The sequence below is a fragment of the Flavobacterium sp. 2 genome, assembly GCF_049949195.1.
Classification (GTDB): domain Bacteria; phylum Bacteroidota; class Bacteroidia; order Flavobacteriales; family Flavobacteriaceae; genus Flavobacterium.
Window position 1 is genome coordinate 273,003 of record NZ_CP188206.1, and the last position, 15,539, is coordinate 288,541.

Genomic DNA, 15,539 nt, shown 5'->3' on the forward strand with positions numbered 1-15,539 from the left:
ATCTTACGACTTAAGAAGAGAATTTAAAAAAAAGGTTTGACAATCATTTTTGTCAAACCTTTTTTCTTTTAAAATTATTAAGTTAGATAAGAACAACCAATCGTTTTCCGTCTGAAACTTCTCTTGCCCACATTTCTTCAATATCAACGAGATTTCCAGTTTCGATATTAACTTTCAATTTATTCTGAGCTGCCAAAAGAAACATTTCCGGAAGTATTTCTGAAAATAATAATTTTACTTCTTCTTTTGACCAGCTTCCTAAACCAGAACCAGATAATTGAAGATCTACGCTTCTTAAAATCCCAGATGATAATTGAATACTATCACCAGCCATTCCGCCAATTGTTACATATTTTATTTTATTAGTAAAAGATCCATTTCCTTTTAAAACTGAAAGAATCAACTCAGCAGGATGTCCCCACAGATAATCCAAAATAATATCAATTGGTGTGTTTTGATGAATTTCTTTTAATTGAGAAATAAATGCATCATTGTTTTGTTTTAATGAAATTGTTTCATCTGCGCCTAATTCTTTTAGGCTTTCAAGTGTTTTTTCATTTCTTCCAGTAACAATTATTTTTTTTGCTCCATAATGTTTAGCAATCTGAATTGCGATTTGACCTGTGAATCCGGTTGCTCCGTTGATTAAAACAGTATCTCCGGTTTTGATATTGGCACGAAATCGCAAAGCCATTGCTGAACCTGCAACTGCATTTGGCAACGAAGCTGCAACGGCATCACTTATTCCATCAGGCAGCTTTACCAATATATTTTTATCAATTATTGCTTTTTCTGCTATTGTTCCTGAAATTCCTCGGGCATAAACCCTAGTTCCGTTTTCGAGCAAACCAATGCAATCGCTTCCAATTACAAAGCCATTTTCTTTATTGTTTTCTGAAGAATAATGTTTTCCTGAGGCTTTTCCTTTATCCAGATTTGTAATACCAACGGCTTTTACTGAAATTAAAGTTTGGTTTTCGTTTTGAACAATTGGTTCTGCAAATTCTGCATATTTAGGCATTTCGCCTTTCGTATAAACTACTGCTGCTTTCATAATATTAAATTTTATGATGCAAAGTTCGAAACTCCATTTTCGGTAGACGATAACATTTGTTATCAAATACTATTTTAGTCTTTTTTATGAACCAATTTACTTTTGATTCGGCTTAGATGGACCGTGCTTACGCCAAGATAAGAAGCAATATAATGTTGCGGAACTCGCTGGATAATTTGAGGCTTTTCTTTAATTAAATCCAGATAACGCTGAGTAGGGGAGTCTTTTATAAAAGAAAAAAAGTGTTTCATATAATCAAATGTTCTTTGAAAAAGTATATTGATTAATCGATCTCTTAATTCGGGAATTTCTTTGATTTCTTCTAAAATTTTATCGACATCTTTTTTACTGATCCACCATAAAATTGAAGGTTCAATAGTTTCCACCACAACCGGACTCGGAAATTGCTTCATGAAACTTTCAATAGAAGCCACACTTTGATTTTCGAAAAAAAACTGCGAAGTCAAATCTTTTCCGTTATTGTTAAACCAAACTCTGATACAGCCTTTTTCAATTATAAAAAGCTTTTTCGAAATTTCACCTTCTTCTATAAGAACTGTTTTAGCTGGAACTTCTATACGATTGAAATAGCTAGTGTATTCGTTCCATTTTTGGTCGGTTAAAGGGAATTTATTTCGGAATTGGCTAAACATTTCTGCTTCAATTACTTTTTTATAAATTTTGCAACTCTAAAACTATTGGTCATCAATAAATATCCTAAAACTGCTTTACAAAGATAAAAAATGATCCATCCTGATTTTGGATAATCTTTAAATTGCGCTTTATCATGAAAGAAAACAGCTATTTCTTTCAATAAAATTGGAAGATTTTCGATAAAAATAAATCCTCCAATTACAATGAGGGCAATTGTAATTATTCTATTTTCATTTGATTGTATTTCAATAGTTTCGGTTTCAAAGCCTTTGTCAAGTTTCAGTTTTTCAATTATCCATTGAGTTTTAAAAAGAAAGACTCTTATTATCAAACTAAAAAATAAAATTGCAATCAGAATACTCAAAAGTAAAGTAACCAAATCTTTAGAATCACCGTTTTCATAAATAAAATAAAGATTAGAAATCAATTCTGGTAAAATTGTTAAAATCCGATATAACATCCATAATCCTAGTATTTTTATTAGGATGGTCCAAAAAGTTTTAATTGACATTTAAAAGAATTAATTATTAGTTTCCATTTCAAACAACTGCACTTGACTTTTTAATCGGTCAATCAATAAATTCATCATACGTTTGTTTAAACTGGAAGAATTCTGAATATAAGTTTCATATTCTTCAAGTGTAAAAAGGGCCATGACAATTCCCTTTAAGGAATTACGGAACTTAATATCTTTTTGAATGGAATTTTCTATAGTCTGAAGTTTCTTTTCGACTGAATAAGAATAAAAATCGGCTTTGTTTTTATTTATGTAGTTTATAAAAACTGCAATAAACAAATCGTTTTGAAGTTTCAAAATAGGTCTAATCGTCTGGTTTTGAAAGATCTCATCTGAAGAAGATTGAGCACTTACAGTTCCTAAAGTTTCGCCTCTGAATTCTCTTAAAAAAGTGTCTCTATCTGCCATGTTTTTTCTTTAAATTTAGAAAAAATTACGATACAAAAATTAAATTGACAGATAAGTTATTTAACAAAATTTAAGTTTTAGCTTTTAAATGTACTTTTGTCACTTCTCTGGTTTTAAAAATTTATTATGAACAAAAACACGTTACTTTTTCTGTTTTTAATTATGATTTTTATTATTTCTTGTAACTCAAAAGATAATAAAACTGATTATAAAGAAGTCGTTTATCGCGCCGTAAATCAAAAAGATACTGCAATTTTAGTCCTTAACATCAACGAAAAACGTTTTTTTGGTCGATATGAAATTCTGTATCATCAAATCGGAAAAGATTCTGGTGATGTTAGGGGAGATATTAAAGGAGATACTTTAAGAGGCGATTTTCATTATATTTCAAATGGCGGAAGCTGGAAGAGAATTCCTTTGGCATTTCTCAAAAAAGATGACAAACTAATCTCAGGAAATGGAGTAATCGGAACTTATATGAGTCTTCCGTGTTTTATTCAGGGAACACTAAATTATAACGACCCAAAGTTTGTTTTTGAAGAAATTAAGAAATAGTTCTTTTTCAAGCTTTATGTTGGCTTAACCGCAAAGGGCGCAAGGTTTTATATAATGCACTAAATAAAAACGCAAGGTTCGCAAAGCTTTGTGTAAAAACTTTGCAAACCTTGCGTTCTTTGAGGTTAAATATTCTATTCTAAACTTCCAATCTTAGAAGGAAGTTCAAATATTTCAAGGTCAAAATATTCAACAGAAGCCATAACGTGGTCAAAAATATCAGACATGATATATTCGTAATTCGCCCAGCGTTTATCGCTTGAAAAAGCATAAATTTCTAACGGAACTCCGTGTGCAGTTGATTGCAGCTGGCGGCACATGATATGCATATCCTTATTTAATCCAGGATGCGTCACAAGATACTGCATAATATATTTTCTGAACAAACCTAAATTGGTCATATTTCGACCGTTAAGTGCAAGTGTTTTATCAACTCCTCTAAGATCATTGTATTTTTCAATTTCGGCTTGTCTTGTATCTATATAAGATGAAATCAGTTGTACTTTTCGCATTTGCGCCAAATCTTCATCATTCAAAAACCGAATTGTACTGCTTTTGATCAAAACATGCCTTTTGATTCGGCGTCCGGCAGATTTTTGCATACCGCGCCAGTTTTGAAAGGAATCTGAACTTAAAGCGTAAGTTGGAATCGTGGTAATCGTATTATCAAAATTTCGAACTTTAACTGTCGTCAAATTGATTTCGATTACATCACCGTCGGCACCAAATTTATCCATTGTAATCCAGTCGCCAATACGAACCATATCGTTAATCGCAACCTGAACACTTGAAACAAAACCAAGAATTGTATCTCTGAAAATCAATATAATAATTGCCGAAAGTGTCCCTAAAATTGTCAGCAATTCGCCTTTTTTGATTCCGAATAAAGTCGAAATAATAAGCGCAACACCAAAAATCCAGAGCACAATCATGATAACCTGAACGAAACTATCGATAGGTTTATCGCTATATTCAGGTTTCTGTTTTAAATAATCTCGAAGCGAATTAAAAATTGTTCGAACAATCCATAAACCCAGCAATACAATATAAACACCAACTATTTTCCCGAAAATAGATTCCCAATATTCATATTTGTCTAAAATTACGGGAACCGCTTTATAAATAAAGAAAAACGGAATTAAATAAGCGGTATATCTTGTTGTTTTGTTCTGAATCAGATAATCGTCAAATTTAGTTTTAGTACGTTGCGCAAAAATGGCGGTTAGAGTAACTAAAACAAATTTGGCAACATAATAAATAATATAAGCCAATGCCACCAAAATGGCTATATTAAAAATAAGACTGGTGTATGACGCCACATTGCGGCTCATTCCCCAATCTCTGAAAATCGGATATAAAAAATTAAATATTTTATCCAAAAGCTTATGCATTATTTTCTAAGTATTTTTTTTCAATATAAAAAGTTCCAAACGGAACAAGAGAAGCAATTAAAATGATTCCGAAAGTCTTTAAATCCCAGTTCATTGATTTTTTCAATAAAAAAGCAAGAACAATATATCCGATAAACAAAACACCGTGTGTCATTCCTAACGGACGCAATAATGTATGATAAAGTTCAGGATTATTGGTTTTTATAATAAGCATATTAGCAAACAATACTAAGTATGATATTCCTTCTAAAATGGCAGTAACTTTAAAAATCTTGAGCATATAGATGTATTTTTTGAATTTATGGAAGCAAAATTAAGTATTAGGATTGGTTTTTAAGTTATGTGTCAGAAAAGTAATTTATTTTTACAGTCTTAAACTTTGATAATGAGCAAACGCGATTTAAAAAAATATTTAGCCGAATTAAGTAAAGAACAACTCGAAGAACAACTAATTGAGCTGTATGAAAAATTCAGTCCCGTAAAAGTGTATTATGATTTCGTCTTTAATCCGAAAGAAGACAAACTTTTGCAGGAATCAAAGGTTAAAATCTCGCATGAATATTTTCCAATCAAAAAACCAGGAGCAAGATGGCGCCCGAAAGCAAAAATGCGTCGCTCTGTTGCTCAAAAAATAATTAAGCATTTTATTTCTCTTGGTGTCGATTCTTTTGTAATTGCCGATTTGATGCTTTATAACATCGAAATAGCCCAAACGTATTCTTCTCAAAACCTCATAAAGCAAGATTTGTTTTACAAAAGTATATTTAATTCATTTGAACAAGCAGTTAATTTTTTAATTTCAAACGGAATTTTAACTGAATATAAAGCAAGAATTATTGCAATTCATGATGAAACTGTTCAACAAAAATGGAAAAACAAGTACGATTTTGAAGCGATTTTAGACAAAATTGACCTTTAAATGCACTTCTCATAAAAAATCTTTATTTAAAAAAAACATTTATTTTAGGTTAAATTACGATGAATAACTGTTTTTTCGGTGTATTTTTGCAAAAATCCAAAAATAAACAATGTCTCAAAACACTTTAGAAATAGAAAGAGAAGAGAAAAAAGAACTTTATGCGTACCAAAAAGGCGATATTGACGCCATTTTTGACCGTTTAGACAATGCTCCTCAAAAACACCATTTATTGTATCAATTACCAACTGGTGGGGGAAAAACAGTGATATTCTCAGAAATTGTGCGTCGTTATTTATCGAATAATGACAAAAAAGTGGTTGTTTTAACGCACCGAATCGAGCTTTGCAAACAAACGTCAAAAATGCTGAAAGGTTTTGGCGTAAGCAATAAAATAATCAACAGCAAGGTAAAAGAACTTCCTGATCAAAATGATTATTCTTGCTTTGTGGCAATGGTTGAGACTTTGAAAAACCGTATTAATGATGAAAAATTACATCTGGACAATATTGGTTTGGTTATTATTGATGAGGCACACTACAATTCATTCAGAAAATTATTAAACTCATTCAAAAATGCTTTTATTCTTGGAGTAACAGCAACTCCATTGAGTTCGAATATAAAATTGCCAATGCACCAGAGTTATGACGAATTGATCGTTGGCGATACAATTGGTTCATTGATTGACAAAGGATTTTTGGCAAGAGCAACAACTTATAGTTATGATGTTGGTTTGACTTCGTTAAAAGTAGGTATCAACGGTGATTATACTGTAAAATCTTCTGACGATTTGTATACCAATACAATGATGCAGGAAAAATTGCTTCATGCTTATACAGAGCGTTCTTTGGGTAAAAAAACGCTTATTTTCAATAATGGTATTCATACTTCATTATATGTATATGATACTTTTAGAGAAGCAGGTTACGACATCAGACACCTTGATAACACAAGCAGTTCTGAAGAACGTAAAGATATTTTGGCTTGGTTCAAGAAAACTCCGGATGCGATTTTGACTTCTGTCGGAATCCTTACAACTGGTTTTGATGAGCCAACTGTAGAAACTATTATTTTGAACAGAGCAACAAAATCGCTTACATTATACTTTCAGATGATTGGCCGAGGATCTCGTAAATTGCCTGGAAAAGACGAATTTACTGTAATTGATTTAGGAAATAACGCCGCTCGTTTTGGATTATGGAGCGAGCCTGTAAACTGGCAACACATTTTTAAATCTCCAGAATTTTATCTTGAAAATCTTCGAGATGATACAGAGATCGAAATGTTTTTCAAGTACAGCATGCCGCCTGAATTAAGAGCGAAATTCAGCAAAACTGCCGATGTGACTTTTGATGTAGATGAAGAACATAAACTGGCAATTAAACAAAATTTACGTTCAAAAATTGTATTGGACAAATCTCTAGAACAGCACGCTTCAATGTGTGTAGATAATACTGAAACGTTGCAGGAAGCAAAATCATTAGGAAAAGAACTTGACGATGATATTGAATGCCGTATTAAGCGTTACGCTAAATGTTTAAGCCAATGCAGTAAAAACTACCGTGAATGGCTGGTTGACGATTATAAAAAGAACATGACTTTATTGATCGGTAAAAAATACCGTGAAAAAATCATGAACGAACCAGATTGATTTTAAAAAAGTTCAAAGTTTTAGGTTTCATGTTTCAAGTTATTGGAATCTAAAACATTATTTATAATTTTAAAGGAGAAATCGCATTTCAGAATAATTCATTTCGAATGTGATTTCTCCTTTTTCGAATCTATTAAGTTTCTGTGCAACTTGAAACATGAAACTTAAAACAAAAAAAACAAAAACATGTCTAAACAATTCTCAGCATTAGGAGTTTCAGCGCCAATTTTAAAAGCTTTAGGCGAATTAAGCATTGTTGAACCAACAGAAATTCAGCAAAAAACAATTCCGCTTCTTTTGGCCGAAAAGCATGATGTTGTTGGTTTAGCCAAAACCGGAACAGGAAAAACTGCTGCTTTTGGATTACCATTATTGCAATTGATTGACACTCAATCTCCAGCAGTTCAAGCCATAATTTTAGTTCCAACAAGAGAACTTGGACATCAGATTTTTAGAAATTTAGAAGATTTTTCGAAACATATTCCAAATATTTCAATAGCTGCAACTTGTGGCGGAATTCCAATCAAACCTCAAATCGAGCGTCTTATACAGCCTGCACATATCGTCGTAGCGACTCCGGGCCGCTTAATCGATTTGATTCAGCGAAAAGCCGTTGATTTAAGTAAAGCAGAATATTTAGTTTTAGATGAAGCCGATGAAATGGTTTCAATTCTAAAAGAAAGTTTAGACGAAATTATTGCTGAACTTCCAAAAAAACACCGCACCCTTTTGTTTTCAGCCACTTTACCAGGTACAATCAAACAACTGGTTCAGAATTATTTAAACAAAAATGCTGTACAAATTAGTGCGAGCATGGAGACAACAGGAAATCAAGAAATTGATCACCAATTTATTGTCGTCGATCCAATTGAAAAACTAGATGTTTTAATGCACTTCCTGAATTCAAGAGAAGGCGAACGCGGTATTATTTTCTGCAAAACAAAAGCTGCTGTAAATAAATTAGCTAAAAATTTAGCCATAAATCGTTTTTCATCAGGAGCTATTCACGGAAGTTTAACCCAAGGAATCCGTGACCGAATTATGGAGCAATTTCGTGAAGGTCATATCAATATTTTAGTAGCAACAGATCTTGCTGCAAGAGGAATTGATGTAAAAGAAATCGCTTATGTTGTAAATTATCATTTGCCAGACACTTACGAAAATTATGTTCACCGAAGCGGAAGAACAGCAAGAGCTGGAGCAAAAGGACTTTCATTGACTGTTTTACAGGAAGAAGAAACTGTTGAAATTCCTGATTTTGAAAGAGAATTGGGAATAAAATTCACCAAATTCGAAAAGCCGTCTGCTTTGAGTTTAGAAGAAAACAATACTCTTTTATGGGCAAAACAAATCTTCAAAACAAAGCCAAATCATGATATTTCTTCAGATTTAAAAACAAAAGTAAAAACTGTTTTTCATCACCTTACAAAAGACGAATTGATTGAAAAATTGCTGGCAAACTATGTCTTGCAAAACAAAATCGATGTAGTTGAAAAACCTGTTAAAAAATTCAAAAAGTAGTTTTATTTTAGATTTCCTCTATGAATCATTATCAAACAAACATGCACTATTTTAATGCTGGAACCTACATTAAAAATAATGATAATATTGGTAATGCTTTACAACATACTTTTTTTATTAAAACTATCGAATCTAATCCTGAAGATTACTATACTTGGTTAAGGGTAGGAGAATGGCTTTTTCAATTAAATGAAGATCATCTCAATTCTTATTTATTAGGTATATCATGTCTTAAAAAAGCATATGATTTAAAACCCGAAGCAAAACAAGAATCATATAGCTATAGTTTAGACAATGAAAAAAAATGGGAAAAACATCCTACTGCAAATATTGATATGCTGAAAGCATACAAAATAGACTTTAGGATTGAATATCTAATTATTCAATATCAGAACATTTTTAGTGATGGAAACAAAAATTTAAGGGAGAGAATTAAACTTATTAAAGAAATTGCAGAAACCAAAGATTCTATTTTTTTTAATTTTTTGCAATATATTATTATTACGGAAATTGAGTTTGATATTAGAATAACAGCTTTAAAAAGAATGCATTATTTCAAAAATAAGATTGATTTAAAAAGCTTTTTTGAAGACTTGATAAACCATAAAAAAAGAACAATAAACGAACCCTTTTTCAGTATATCGCTTTATTATATTAATGAATCATGGGCAACTGATTTAATTGATGAAAAAATTATTACTGAAATATCTACTGAAAATGAAATTTGGGATTCAAATTCTACAGAATCTTTAGATAGCGAAACAGAAGATTTATTTTTTAAAATATCATGTTTTTTCGAATACAATCATTTTAGATCATTTATAATTACGAAAAATTTTGATAAGCTTTATAAAGCTATTAGAAATTCTGATTTAATGATTTATAAATTACAGTGCAAAAAATTACTTGATTTAAATGAAGAATTAACTCCAAAAGGTATTACATTTTTAGAAAGATACATCGGGCTCTACTAAATTTTTCATTATGAAGATTTGAAAAATTACTAGCAAATTATGTCCTTCAAAACAAAATCGATGTAGTTGAAAAACCTGTTAAAAAATTCAAAAAGTAATAAATTCAGCAATTGTCATTGCATATTAAAGTTGTATATTTATAAGGTATTATTTTATAATCCTATCAAATAACAGCATATATGAACATAGTCATAATAGGAGGAGGTTTTGCGGGAATCAATCTCGCAAAGGAACTTGTAAACCATCCTCAGATACAAGTAACGCTTGTAGATAAAAATAATTATAACTTTTTTCCACCGTTAATATATCAAGTTGCAACGGCTTTTTTAGAACCATCAAGCATCAGTTATCCTTTCAGAAAATTTTTCGCAGGTAAAAAAAATCTTCAGTTTCGTTTAGGCGAATTACTTTCTGTAGTTCCAGCCGAAAATAAAATCATTTTAAGCAATGGTGAATTAACATACGATCATTTGGTTTTTGCAACAGGTGCAGAAACGAGTTATTTTGGAATGGAAAACGTAATGAAAAACGCTATTCCGATGAAAACGCTAAACGATGCCATCGAAATGCGTAATACACTGCTTAAAAATCTTGAAAAAGCTGCAATTTGTAAAGATATGCGCAAACGTCGTAAATTATTAACGATTGTAGTAGCAGGAGGAGGACCAACAGGAGTGGAAGTTTCTGGAATGTTTGCCGAAATGAGAAAAAGTATCCTACTTAAAGAATATCCTGAATTGGATACTTCAGCTAGCAATGTTTATTTAGTTGATGGAGGAGATGCTTTGCTATCACCAATGAGTGAAGCTTCGCAAAAAGATACTTTGAAAGCATTGACTAATCTTGGCGTTGTAGTCAAATTAAATAGCCGTGTGACTGATTATGTTGATGATACAGTATTTTTTGAAAATGGAGAAACCATCAAAACCAAAAATCTAATTTGGGCTGCTGGTGTTTCTGCTAAAATTTTCGAAGGAATTCCAAAGGAAAGTTATGGCCGTGGCCGACGCATGGCGACAGACCAATACAATAAAGTCAACGGATTAGATAATGTATATGCAATTGGAGATACTGCAATTCTTGCAGGAGATAAAAACTTCCCTGATGGACATCCGCAAGTGGCGCAAGTAGCGATTCAACAAGGAATAAATCTAGCCAAAAACTTCATGAATATGGCTGCGAAAAAACCGCTTAAACCTTTTGCTTACAACGATAAAGGGTCTATGGCTATTATTGGAAGAGCTAAAGCCGTAGTAGATTTACCAAGTCCGAAATGGCATTTTAATGGATTTTTTGCTTGGGTTATTTGGTTATTCATTCACTTGATTTCTTTGATAACCTACAGAAACAGATTAAATACTTTCTGGAACTGGATGGTTGCTTATTTCGCAAAAGATCAATCACTTAGAATGATTATAAGACCTGACAAGAGACAATCTGCAGAGTAATTAAAATATTCAATTTTTAAAATTCTAAATTCCAAGATTGGAATCAACAAAAAAAACAGAATCTAAAATAGATTCTGTTTTTTTTATGTGTAATTGGAAAACTTGAGTTATTAATGAACAACAACAATGTCATCTTCAGCGCTTAATTCTACTTTCTTTTTAATAAATCGCTTTCCGATATTTAAAACAATAAAAGCAATAATCGTAGTAACTGTCATAATAAGAACCATAGGCGTTACAGAATCCTTAACAAAGATCCCAACAGCAAAAGATGCAATAGACCCTAAACCTAATTGAATAGCTCCCATTAAAGCCGAAGCGCTGCCCGCATTTTTAGCAAATGGTGCCATTGTAAGCCCCGCCGTATTTGGGTTTGAAATTCCTAAACAGCCTAAAAATAGAAATAGCATCGTTATAGTTTCATATAAACCTAATAAATTATTTAAGGAAAGTAAAAGGAAAACAATACTAACAACTGATTGTAAAATCAACGCTCCAAAAATCATTTGCTCACTTGTGAATTTCTTTAATAAAACAGAATTTAACTGACTCGAACCAATAAAACTAACCGACATAAAAGCAAAAATCCATCCGTAAGTTTTAGCATCAACATGATAAATATTCATAAAAATGATAGGTGAGGCCGCTACGTATGTAAATAATCCAGAAAAAGCTATTGCTCCCGTAAATGCATAAGTGAAAAATTGAGGTTCTTTTAGGACTTTTAAAAAGTTCGAAATAATAGGCTTTGGTTTTAATGATATAAAAACATCTGGTTTATAACTATTTGGCAAACCAATTTGAGAAGCAAGTAAAATAGAAATTCCCATAAACATTAAGATAAAAAACACAACATGCCAGCCGTAATCTTCTGTTACATAACCGCCAATTGTAGGCGCGAGCATTGGAGAAAGACCTAGGACAAGCATTAAAAGTGAGAATACTTTAGGAATATCTTTTACAGGAAATAAATCACGAACCATAGCTACAGAAGCAACCGTTGCGGCACAACTCCCGATTGCCTGAACAAATCGCAACAAAATAAAGGTATCAACATCAGTCACATAAGCACAGCCTAACGATGCTAATATGTAAACCATCAAACCTATAAATAAAGGTTTTTTTCGCCCAAAACGATCTAAAAGCGGTCCGTAAAGCAATTGCCCGGCAGAAATTCCAATAAAATAACTGGACAAACTCATCGAAACTTTTGCAACAGTAGTGTTCAAATCTTTTGCAATATCTGAGAAACCAGGCAAATACATATCGATTGAAAAAGGTCCAAGTGCGGTTAAAGAACCTAAAATAAGAATAAGTTTGATGTATTTTTTTGTTGTCATTTTTATAAAAAATTACTTATAATTCCAAATTATCAGTTAATATTCACTATCTTGTTAGATACAATAACATTTTCACATAAAAAATGGAAATTATGTAAGTTTTCAGAAATGTTTTTGAATCCTTAACTATAAAATTTAAATTATGAAAAAAATCACTTTATTATTAGCGTTTATTTTTACAACAATTTCATTTGCTCAAACCATCGTATCAAAACAAGAAGATGCAAATGTAGAACAATACGAACTTCTAAAAAAAGTAAATGAGTATTATCCGGACATTACATTAAACAAAACGATTACAAATTTTTATGCTGACGGAAAAATTATCGATTCACAACAGCAATTTGATTTAAAAGGCACAAAATTCTCAAGTTATAAATTAGGAATTGAACCAGGGAATAAAAAACTATTATTTGAATACATTTCGGACGAAACCGGAAAAGTTTTTGGCGATGTTCAGCTTTTTAAAGGAAATGTTTTAAGAACAACGTTTAGCGATAAAACAAATCAAATTGAAATCTCACTTAACGGAAAATCCGTTTATTTGAAAAAATTAGATTAAATTTTCAAATATGAGAAATTTGAAGCATCACAGATATTGTGATGCTTTTTATTTAAAATTCACAAATGCTCATAAATCGCTTATTTGATAAAAAATAATTTATTTTTTCAAATATGAGAATTTCATTTTAAAACTAAATCGTGAACTAATATACTGTAAGCTGACTGAAAATTCGATTATTTGAAAAAAACAGAAATAGTTTTGAAATATGAAAGCTATCAAGCACTGCATAAAGAAGAAATATTTCATTGAATAATGTATTAAAGTTATTTTTAGAAATAATATATTTTGACCTATAATTTATATTATGTAAAATAGAATATTTCAAAATTATATCTTCGAATCGTTCTAGCTCAATGTAAATTAATATCGTGAAGACACTTCCACTCATTGAAACTAATTGTAAATGAGAATTTTGCATAACTATTATAAAAAATGTGATGTGCATCAGATTAACTTTAGAATGATAATTTAAATTTTAAACGTAAAAAAAACATTTTAAAGCCTTGAAATCAGTAATTCTTAACATTTCTTTAAAATATTAAGATTCTGCCAAAGTTGCTATCATTGTAAGACTTTATTTTCTTATTTTTACATTCGATACTTTAAAAAAATTATCAAATATATGAATACTATTGCTGAGCATATTGCAGATTTTTTAAAAGAATACCCGCCGTTTAATAATTTGACTTTTCAGGAATTATCTGATATTGCAACAAACATCCGTGTATTAAATTTAGAAAAACATACTGTATTATTTCAAAATAACGATACGCTGCATGATAGTTTTTATGTTGTAGCTTCTGGTGTCATCAATTTAACTACAATTGCTGATGCTGAGGAAACTATTATCAATAAATGTCACGAAGGCGATATTTTTGGTTTAAGACCTTTCTTTGCCAAAAACAATTATATGATGACGGCAAAAGCGCGTGAAGAAAGTATCATATATGCTATTCCGATTGCGGTTTTCAGACCTTTTGTTGCTAATAATTCTGATGTTTTGAACTTTTTACTAGAGAGTTTTGCAACAAATTCAAGACATACAAAAGACAGTGTAAATTCAAATGGAAAAATGATTTCTGATACTTCGTTCTACGTTGATCAGCAATCAGAAATGCAATATATTCAGTCACTTAACTATAACAATTCACCTTTAACAACCGAGGCAACTCATATTGTTAAAGACGTTGCGATTTTAATGACTGAGGCAATGGTGGATAATATTATTGTTTGTGGCGAAAAAAGCCGCCCAATTGGTATTGTTACTGCTACCGATTTAGCTTCAAAAATTGCAACTGGCCGCTATCCTATTACAGAAACCATTGATAAAATCATGTCTTCGCCTGTAGTAACCGTAATTGAAAATGTTTCACTTGCCGAAGCACAATTGCTAATGCTCAAACATAATGTAACGCATCTTTGCGTAACAAAAGATGGAACAAGTAAATCTGCTGTAAAAGGAATTATTTCTGAGCACGATTTAATTGTAGCTCAAGCTAGTAACCCTGGTGTTTTAATTAAAGAAATTAAGCGTTCGCAGTTACCAAAAGATCTAAAACAAATTCGTGATCGTTTGTCTGATTTGATTCAGAATTCAATTCAGAAAAATATTCCAATTTCGCATGTGAGCAATATTGCAAGTGAAATCAATTTGGCAATTATCAAACGTTCTGTTGAATTATCTATTTTAGATCTAGGCTCACCTCCTGCTCGTTTTGCTTGGTTAAGCATTGGAAGTCAAGGGCGTAAAGAACAATTATTACTTACAGATCAAGACAGTATTTTAATTTTTGAAGATGTAGCTCCGGAAAAATACAGAGAAGTAAAAGATTACTTTTTAAGATTGGCAAAAAGAGCCACTACTATCTTAGAAAAAGTAGGATATGAATTTTGTCCAAATGGTCATATGGGAAGCAACATGTTATGGTGTAAGTCATTGACAGACTGGACAAAACAATACAACAGCTGGATGAATACTCCAGGTGAAAACAGCAATGATTTAAGCAGTATTTTCTTTGACTATGAAATTGTTTTTGGTGAACCAAAAATTGAAGAAGTTATAGAAAATGTGATTTTCAAAAATGCAGTAAACAATACTTTATTTTTTGATTTCTTAGGAAACGATGCTTTGAAAAAGAATTCTCCTCTGAGTTTTTTCAAAAAATTCATTGTTGAAGAAGAAGGTCCGCATAAAACTAAATTTGATATTAAAACGCGCGCTTTAATGCCTTTAATTGATGCTGCCCGTTTATTGATTTTAAATGCAAACATAAAAGGAATCAAAAATACATATTTGAGATTCAAACAATTAGCAATAACAGATTCTAAAAATGCTGAAATCTATTTGAGTTGTGCTGAAGCTTTTTTAACACTCTCAAAATTTAGAACTGTTGAAGGTTTAAAAAATGACGATTCTGGACAATATATTAATCTTAGAGAAATGTCTAAAACAGACAAAGAAAAGTTAAAAAATGCCTTGACCCCAATGAAAGATCTTGAGGAATTAATTAAGAGTAAATTTCAACTTACACAATTCTCGTAAAAT

At 31.2% G+C, this 15,539-nt stretch carries 15 protein-coding genes; 8 read left to right on the top strand and 7 right to left on the bottom strand.

Features of this window, described 5'->3' with window-relative positions:
• Positions 1–82 precede the first annotated feature (82 nt).
• The 4 genes from ACNFIH_RS01070 to ACNFIH_RS01085 all read right to left on the bottom strand — a co-directional run bounded on the left by ACNFIH_RS01070 (position 83) and on the right by ACNFIH_RS01085 (position 2,633).
• Positions 83–1,054: a quinone oxidoreductase family protein gene (locus ACNFIH_RS01070; protein ID WP_426485110.1), complete on the bottom strand. Its 972-nt coding sequence runs from the start codon at positions 1,052–1,054 to the stop codon at positions 83–85.
• Between the two features lie 74 nt (positions 1,055–1,128).
• On the bottom strand, positions 1,129–1,707 hold the full coding sequence (locus tag ACNFIH_RS01075) for a Crp/Fnr family transcriptional regulator (RefSeq protein WP_426485111.1): 579 nt from the start codon (positions 1,705–1,707) through the stop codon (positions 1,129–1,131).
• An 11-nt stretch (positions 1,708–1,718) separates the two neighbouring features.
• Positions 1,719–2,219: a hypothetical protein gene (locus ACNFIH_RS01080; protein ID WP_426485112.1), complete on the bottom strand. Its 501-nt coding sequence runs from the start codon at positions 2,217–2,219 to the stop codon at positions 1,719–1,721.
• A 9-nt stretch (positions 2,220–2,228) separates the two neighbouring features.
• Entirely contained in the window at positions 2,229–2,633 is a 405-nt protein-coding gene (locus ACNFIH_RS01085; RefSeq protein WP_426485113.1) for a glyoxalase, read from the bottom strand.
• 126 nt (positions 2,634–2,759) lie between these two features.
• On the opposite strand from ACNFIH_RS01085, the gene ACNFIH_RS01090 reads away from it, so the two are divergent.
• Positions 2,760–3,188, top strand: coding sequence for a hypothetical protein (locus ACNFIH_RS01090; RefSeq protein ID WP_426485114.1), 429 nt, complete (start codon positions 2,760–2,762; stop codon positions 3,186–3,188).
• Between the two features lie 134 nt (positions 3,189–3,322).
• Here the strand turns inward: ACNFIH_RS01090 and ACNFIH_RS01095 are convergent, their stop codons facing one another.
• Complete coding sequence (locus ACNFIH_RS01095; RefSeq protein WP_426485115.1) at positions 3,323–4,579, bottom strand: mechanosensitive ion channel family protein; 1,257 nt, start codon at positions 4,577–4,579, stop codon at positions 3,323–3,325.
• Positions 4,572–4,859, bottom strand: coding sequence for a DUF3817 domain-containing protein (locus ACNFIH_RS01100; protein WP_035643781.1), 288 nt, complete (start codon positions 4,857–4,859; stop codon positions 4,572–4,574). Before ACNFIH_RS01100 ends, ACNFIH_RS01095 begins: the two co-directional genes overlap by 8 nt.
• Positions 4,860–4,964: 105 nt before the next feature.
• Between ACNFIH_RS01100 and ACNFIH_RS01105 the strand changes: the two genes are divergently transcribed.
• The 5 genes from ACNFIH_RS01105 (at position 4,965) to ACNFIH_RS01125 (ending at position 11,089) form a co-directional block, all read left to right on the top strand.
• Positions 4,965–5,498: a DUF6155 family protein gene (locus ACNFIH_RS01105; protein WP_426485116.1), complete on the top strand. Its 534-nt coding sequence runs from the start codon at positions 4,965–4,967 to the stop codon at positions 5,496–5,498.
• A 109-nt stretch (positions 5,499–5,607) separates the two neighbouring features.
• Positions 5,608–7,146 carry a DEAD/DEAH box helicase gene (locus ACNFIH_RS01110; RefSeq protein ID WP_035643785.1) on the top strand — a complete coding sequence of 513 codons (1,539 nt, stop codon included), beginning with the start codon at positions 5,608–5,610 and terminating at the stop codon, positions 7,144–7,146.
• A gap of 186 nt (positions 7,147–7,332) precedes the next feature.
• Entirely contained in the window at positions 7,333–8,667 is a 1,335-nt protein-coding gene (locus tag ACNFIH_RS01115) for a DEAD/DEAH box helicase (protein ID WP_426485117.1), read from the top strand.
• Between the two features lie 20 nt (positions 8,668–8,687).
• A complete protein-coding gene (locus ACNFIH_RS01120) occupies positions 8,688–9,641 on the top strand; it encodes a hypothetical protein (protein WP_426485118.1) in 954 nt (317 codons plus the stop codon).
• Between the two features lie 179 nt (positions 9,642–9,820).
• Complete coding sequence (locus ACNFIH_RS01125) at positions 9,821–11,089, top strand: NAD(P)/FAD-dependent oxidoreductase (RefSeq protein WP_426485119.1); 1,269 nt, start codon at positions 9,821–9,823, stop codon at positions 11,087–11,089.
• A 110-nt stretch (positions 11,090–11,199) separates the two neighbouring features.
• On the opposite strand, the gene ACNFIH_RS01130 is transcribed toward ACNFIH_RS01125, so the two are convergent.
• The gene (locus ACNFIH_RS01130; protein ID WP_426485120.1) at positions 11,200–12,429 is read right to left on the bottom strand and encodes a multidrug effflux MFS transporter; all 1,230 of its coding nucleotides are present in this window, start codon (positions 12,427–12,429) and stop codon (positions 11,200–11,202) included.
• 142 nt (positions 12,430–12,571) lie between these two features.
• On the opposite strand from ACNFIH_RS01130, the gene ACNFIH_RS01135 reads away from it, so the two are divergent.
• Both ACNFIH_RS01135 and ACNFIH_RS01140 read left to right on the top strand, forming a co-directional pair.
• The gene (locus tag ACNFIH_RS01135) at positions 12,572–12,991 is read left to right on the top strand and encodes a hypothetical protein (RefSeq protein WP_035643792.1); all 420 of its coding nucleotides are present in this window, start codon (positions 12,572–12,574) and stop codon (positions 12,989–12,991) included.
• Positions 12,992–13,616: 625 nt separating this feature from the next.
• Positions 13,617–15,536: a DUF294 nucleotidyltransferase-like domain-containing protein gene (locus tag ACNFIH_RS01140; RefSeq protein WP_035643798.1), complete on the top strand. Its 1,920-nt coding sequence runs from the start codon at positions 13,617–13,619 to the stop codon at positions 15,534–15,536.
• Positions 15,537–15,539 lie beyond the last annotated feature (3 nt).

Coding starts and splice junctions, on each gene's coding strand:
- ACNFIH_RS01070 (WP_426485110.1), bottom strand. CDS start 1,054: ATGAAAGCAGCAGTAGTTTATACGAAAGGCGAAATGCCTAAATATGCA.
- ACNFIH_RS01075 (WP_426485111.1), bottom strand. CDS start 1,707: ATGTTTAGCCAATTCCGAAATAAATTCCCTTTAACCGACCAAAAATGG.
- ACNFIH_RS01080 (WP_426485112.1), bottom strand. CDS start 2,219: ATGTCAATTAAAACTTTTTGGACCATCCTAATAAAAATACTAGGATTA.
- ACNFIH_RS01085 (WP_426485113.1), bottom strand. CDS start 2,633: ATGGCAGATAGAGACACTTTTTTAAGAGAATTCAGAGGCGAAACTTTA.
- ACNFIH_RS01090 (WP_426485114.1), top strand. CDS start 2,760: ATGAACAAAAACACGTTACTTTTTCTGTTTTTAATTATGATTTTTATT.
- ACNFIH_RS01095 (WP_426485115.1), bottom strand. CDS start 4,579: ATGCATAAGCTTTTGGATAAAATATTTAATTTTTTATATCCGATTTTC.
- ACNFIH_RS01100 (WP_035643781.1), bottom strand. CDS start 4,859: ATGCTCAAGATTTTTAAAGTTACTGCCATTTTAGAAGGAATATCATAC.
- ACNFIH_RS01105 (WP_426485116.1), top strand. CDS start 4,965: ATGAGCAAACGCGATTTAAAAAAATATTTAGCCGAATTAAGTAAAGAA.
- ACNFIH_RS01110 (WP_035643785.1), top strand. CDS start 5,608: ATGTCTCAAAACACTTTAGAAATAGAAAGAGAAGAGAAAAAAGAACTT.
- ACNFIH_RS01115 (WP_426485117.1), top strand. CDS start 7,333: ATGTCTAAACAATTCTCAGCATTAGGAGTTTCAGCGCCAATTTTAAAA.
- ACNFIH_RS01120 (WP_426485118.1), top strand. CDS start 8,688: ATGAATCATTATCAAACAAACATGCACTATTTTAATGCTGGAACCTAC.
- ACNFIH_RS01125 (WP_426485119.1), top strand. CDS start 9,821: ATGAACATAGTCATAATAGGAGGAGGTTTTGCGGGAATCAATCTCGCA.
- ACNFIH_RS01130 (WP_426485120.1), bottom strand. CDS start 12,429: ATGACAACAAAAAAATACATCAAACTTATTCTTATTTTAGGTTCTTTA.
- ACNFIH_RS01135 (WP_035643792.1), top strand. CDS start 12,572: ATGAAAAAAATCACTTTATTATTAGCGTTTATTTTTACAACAATTTCA.
- ACNFIH_RS01140 (WP_035643798.1), top strand. CDS start 13,617: ATGAATACTATTGCTGAGCATATTGCAGATTTTTTAAAAGAATACCCG.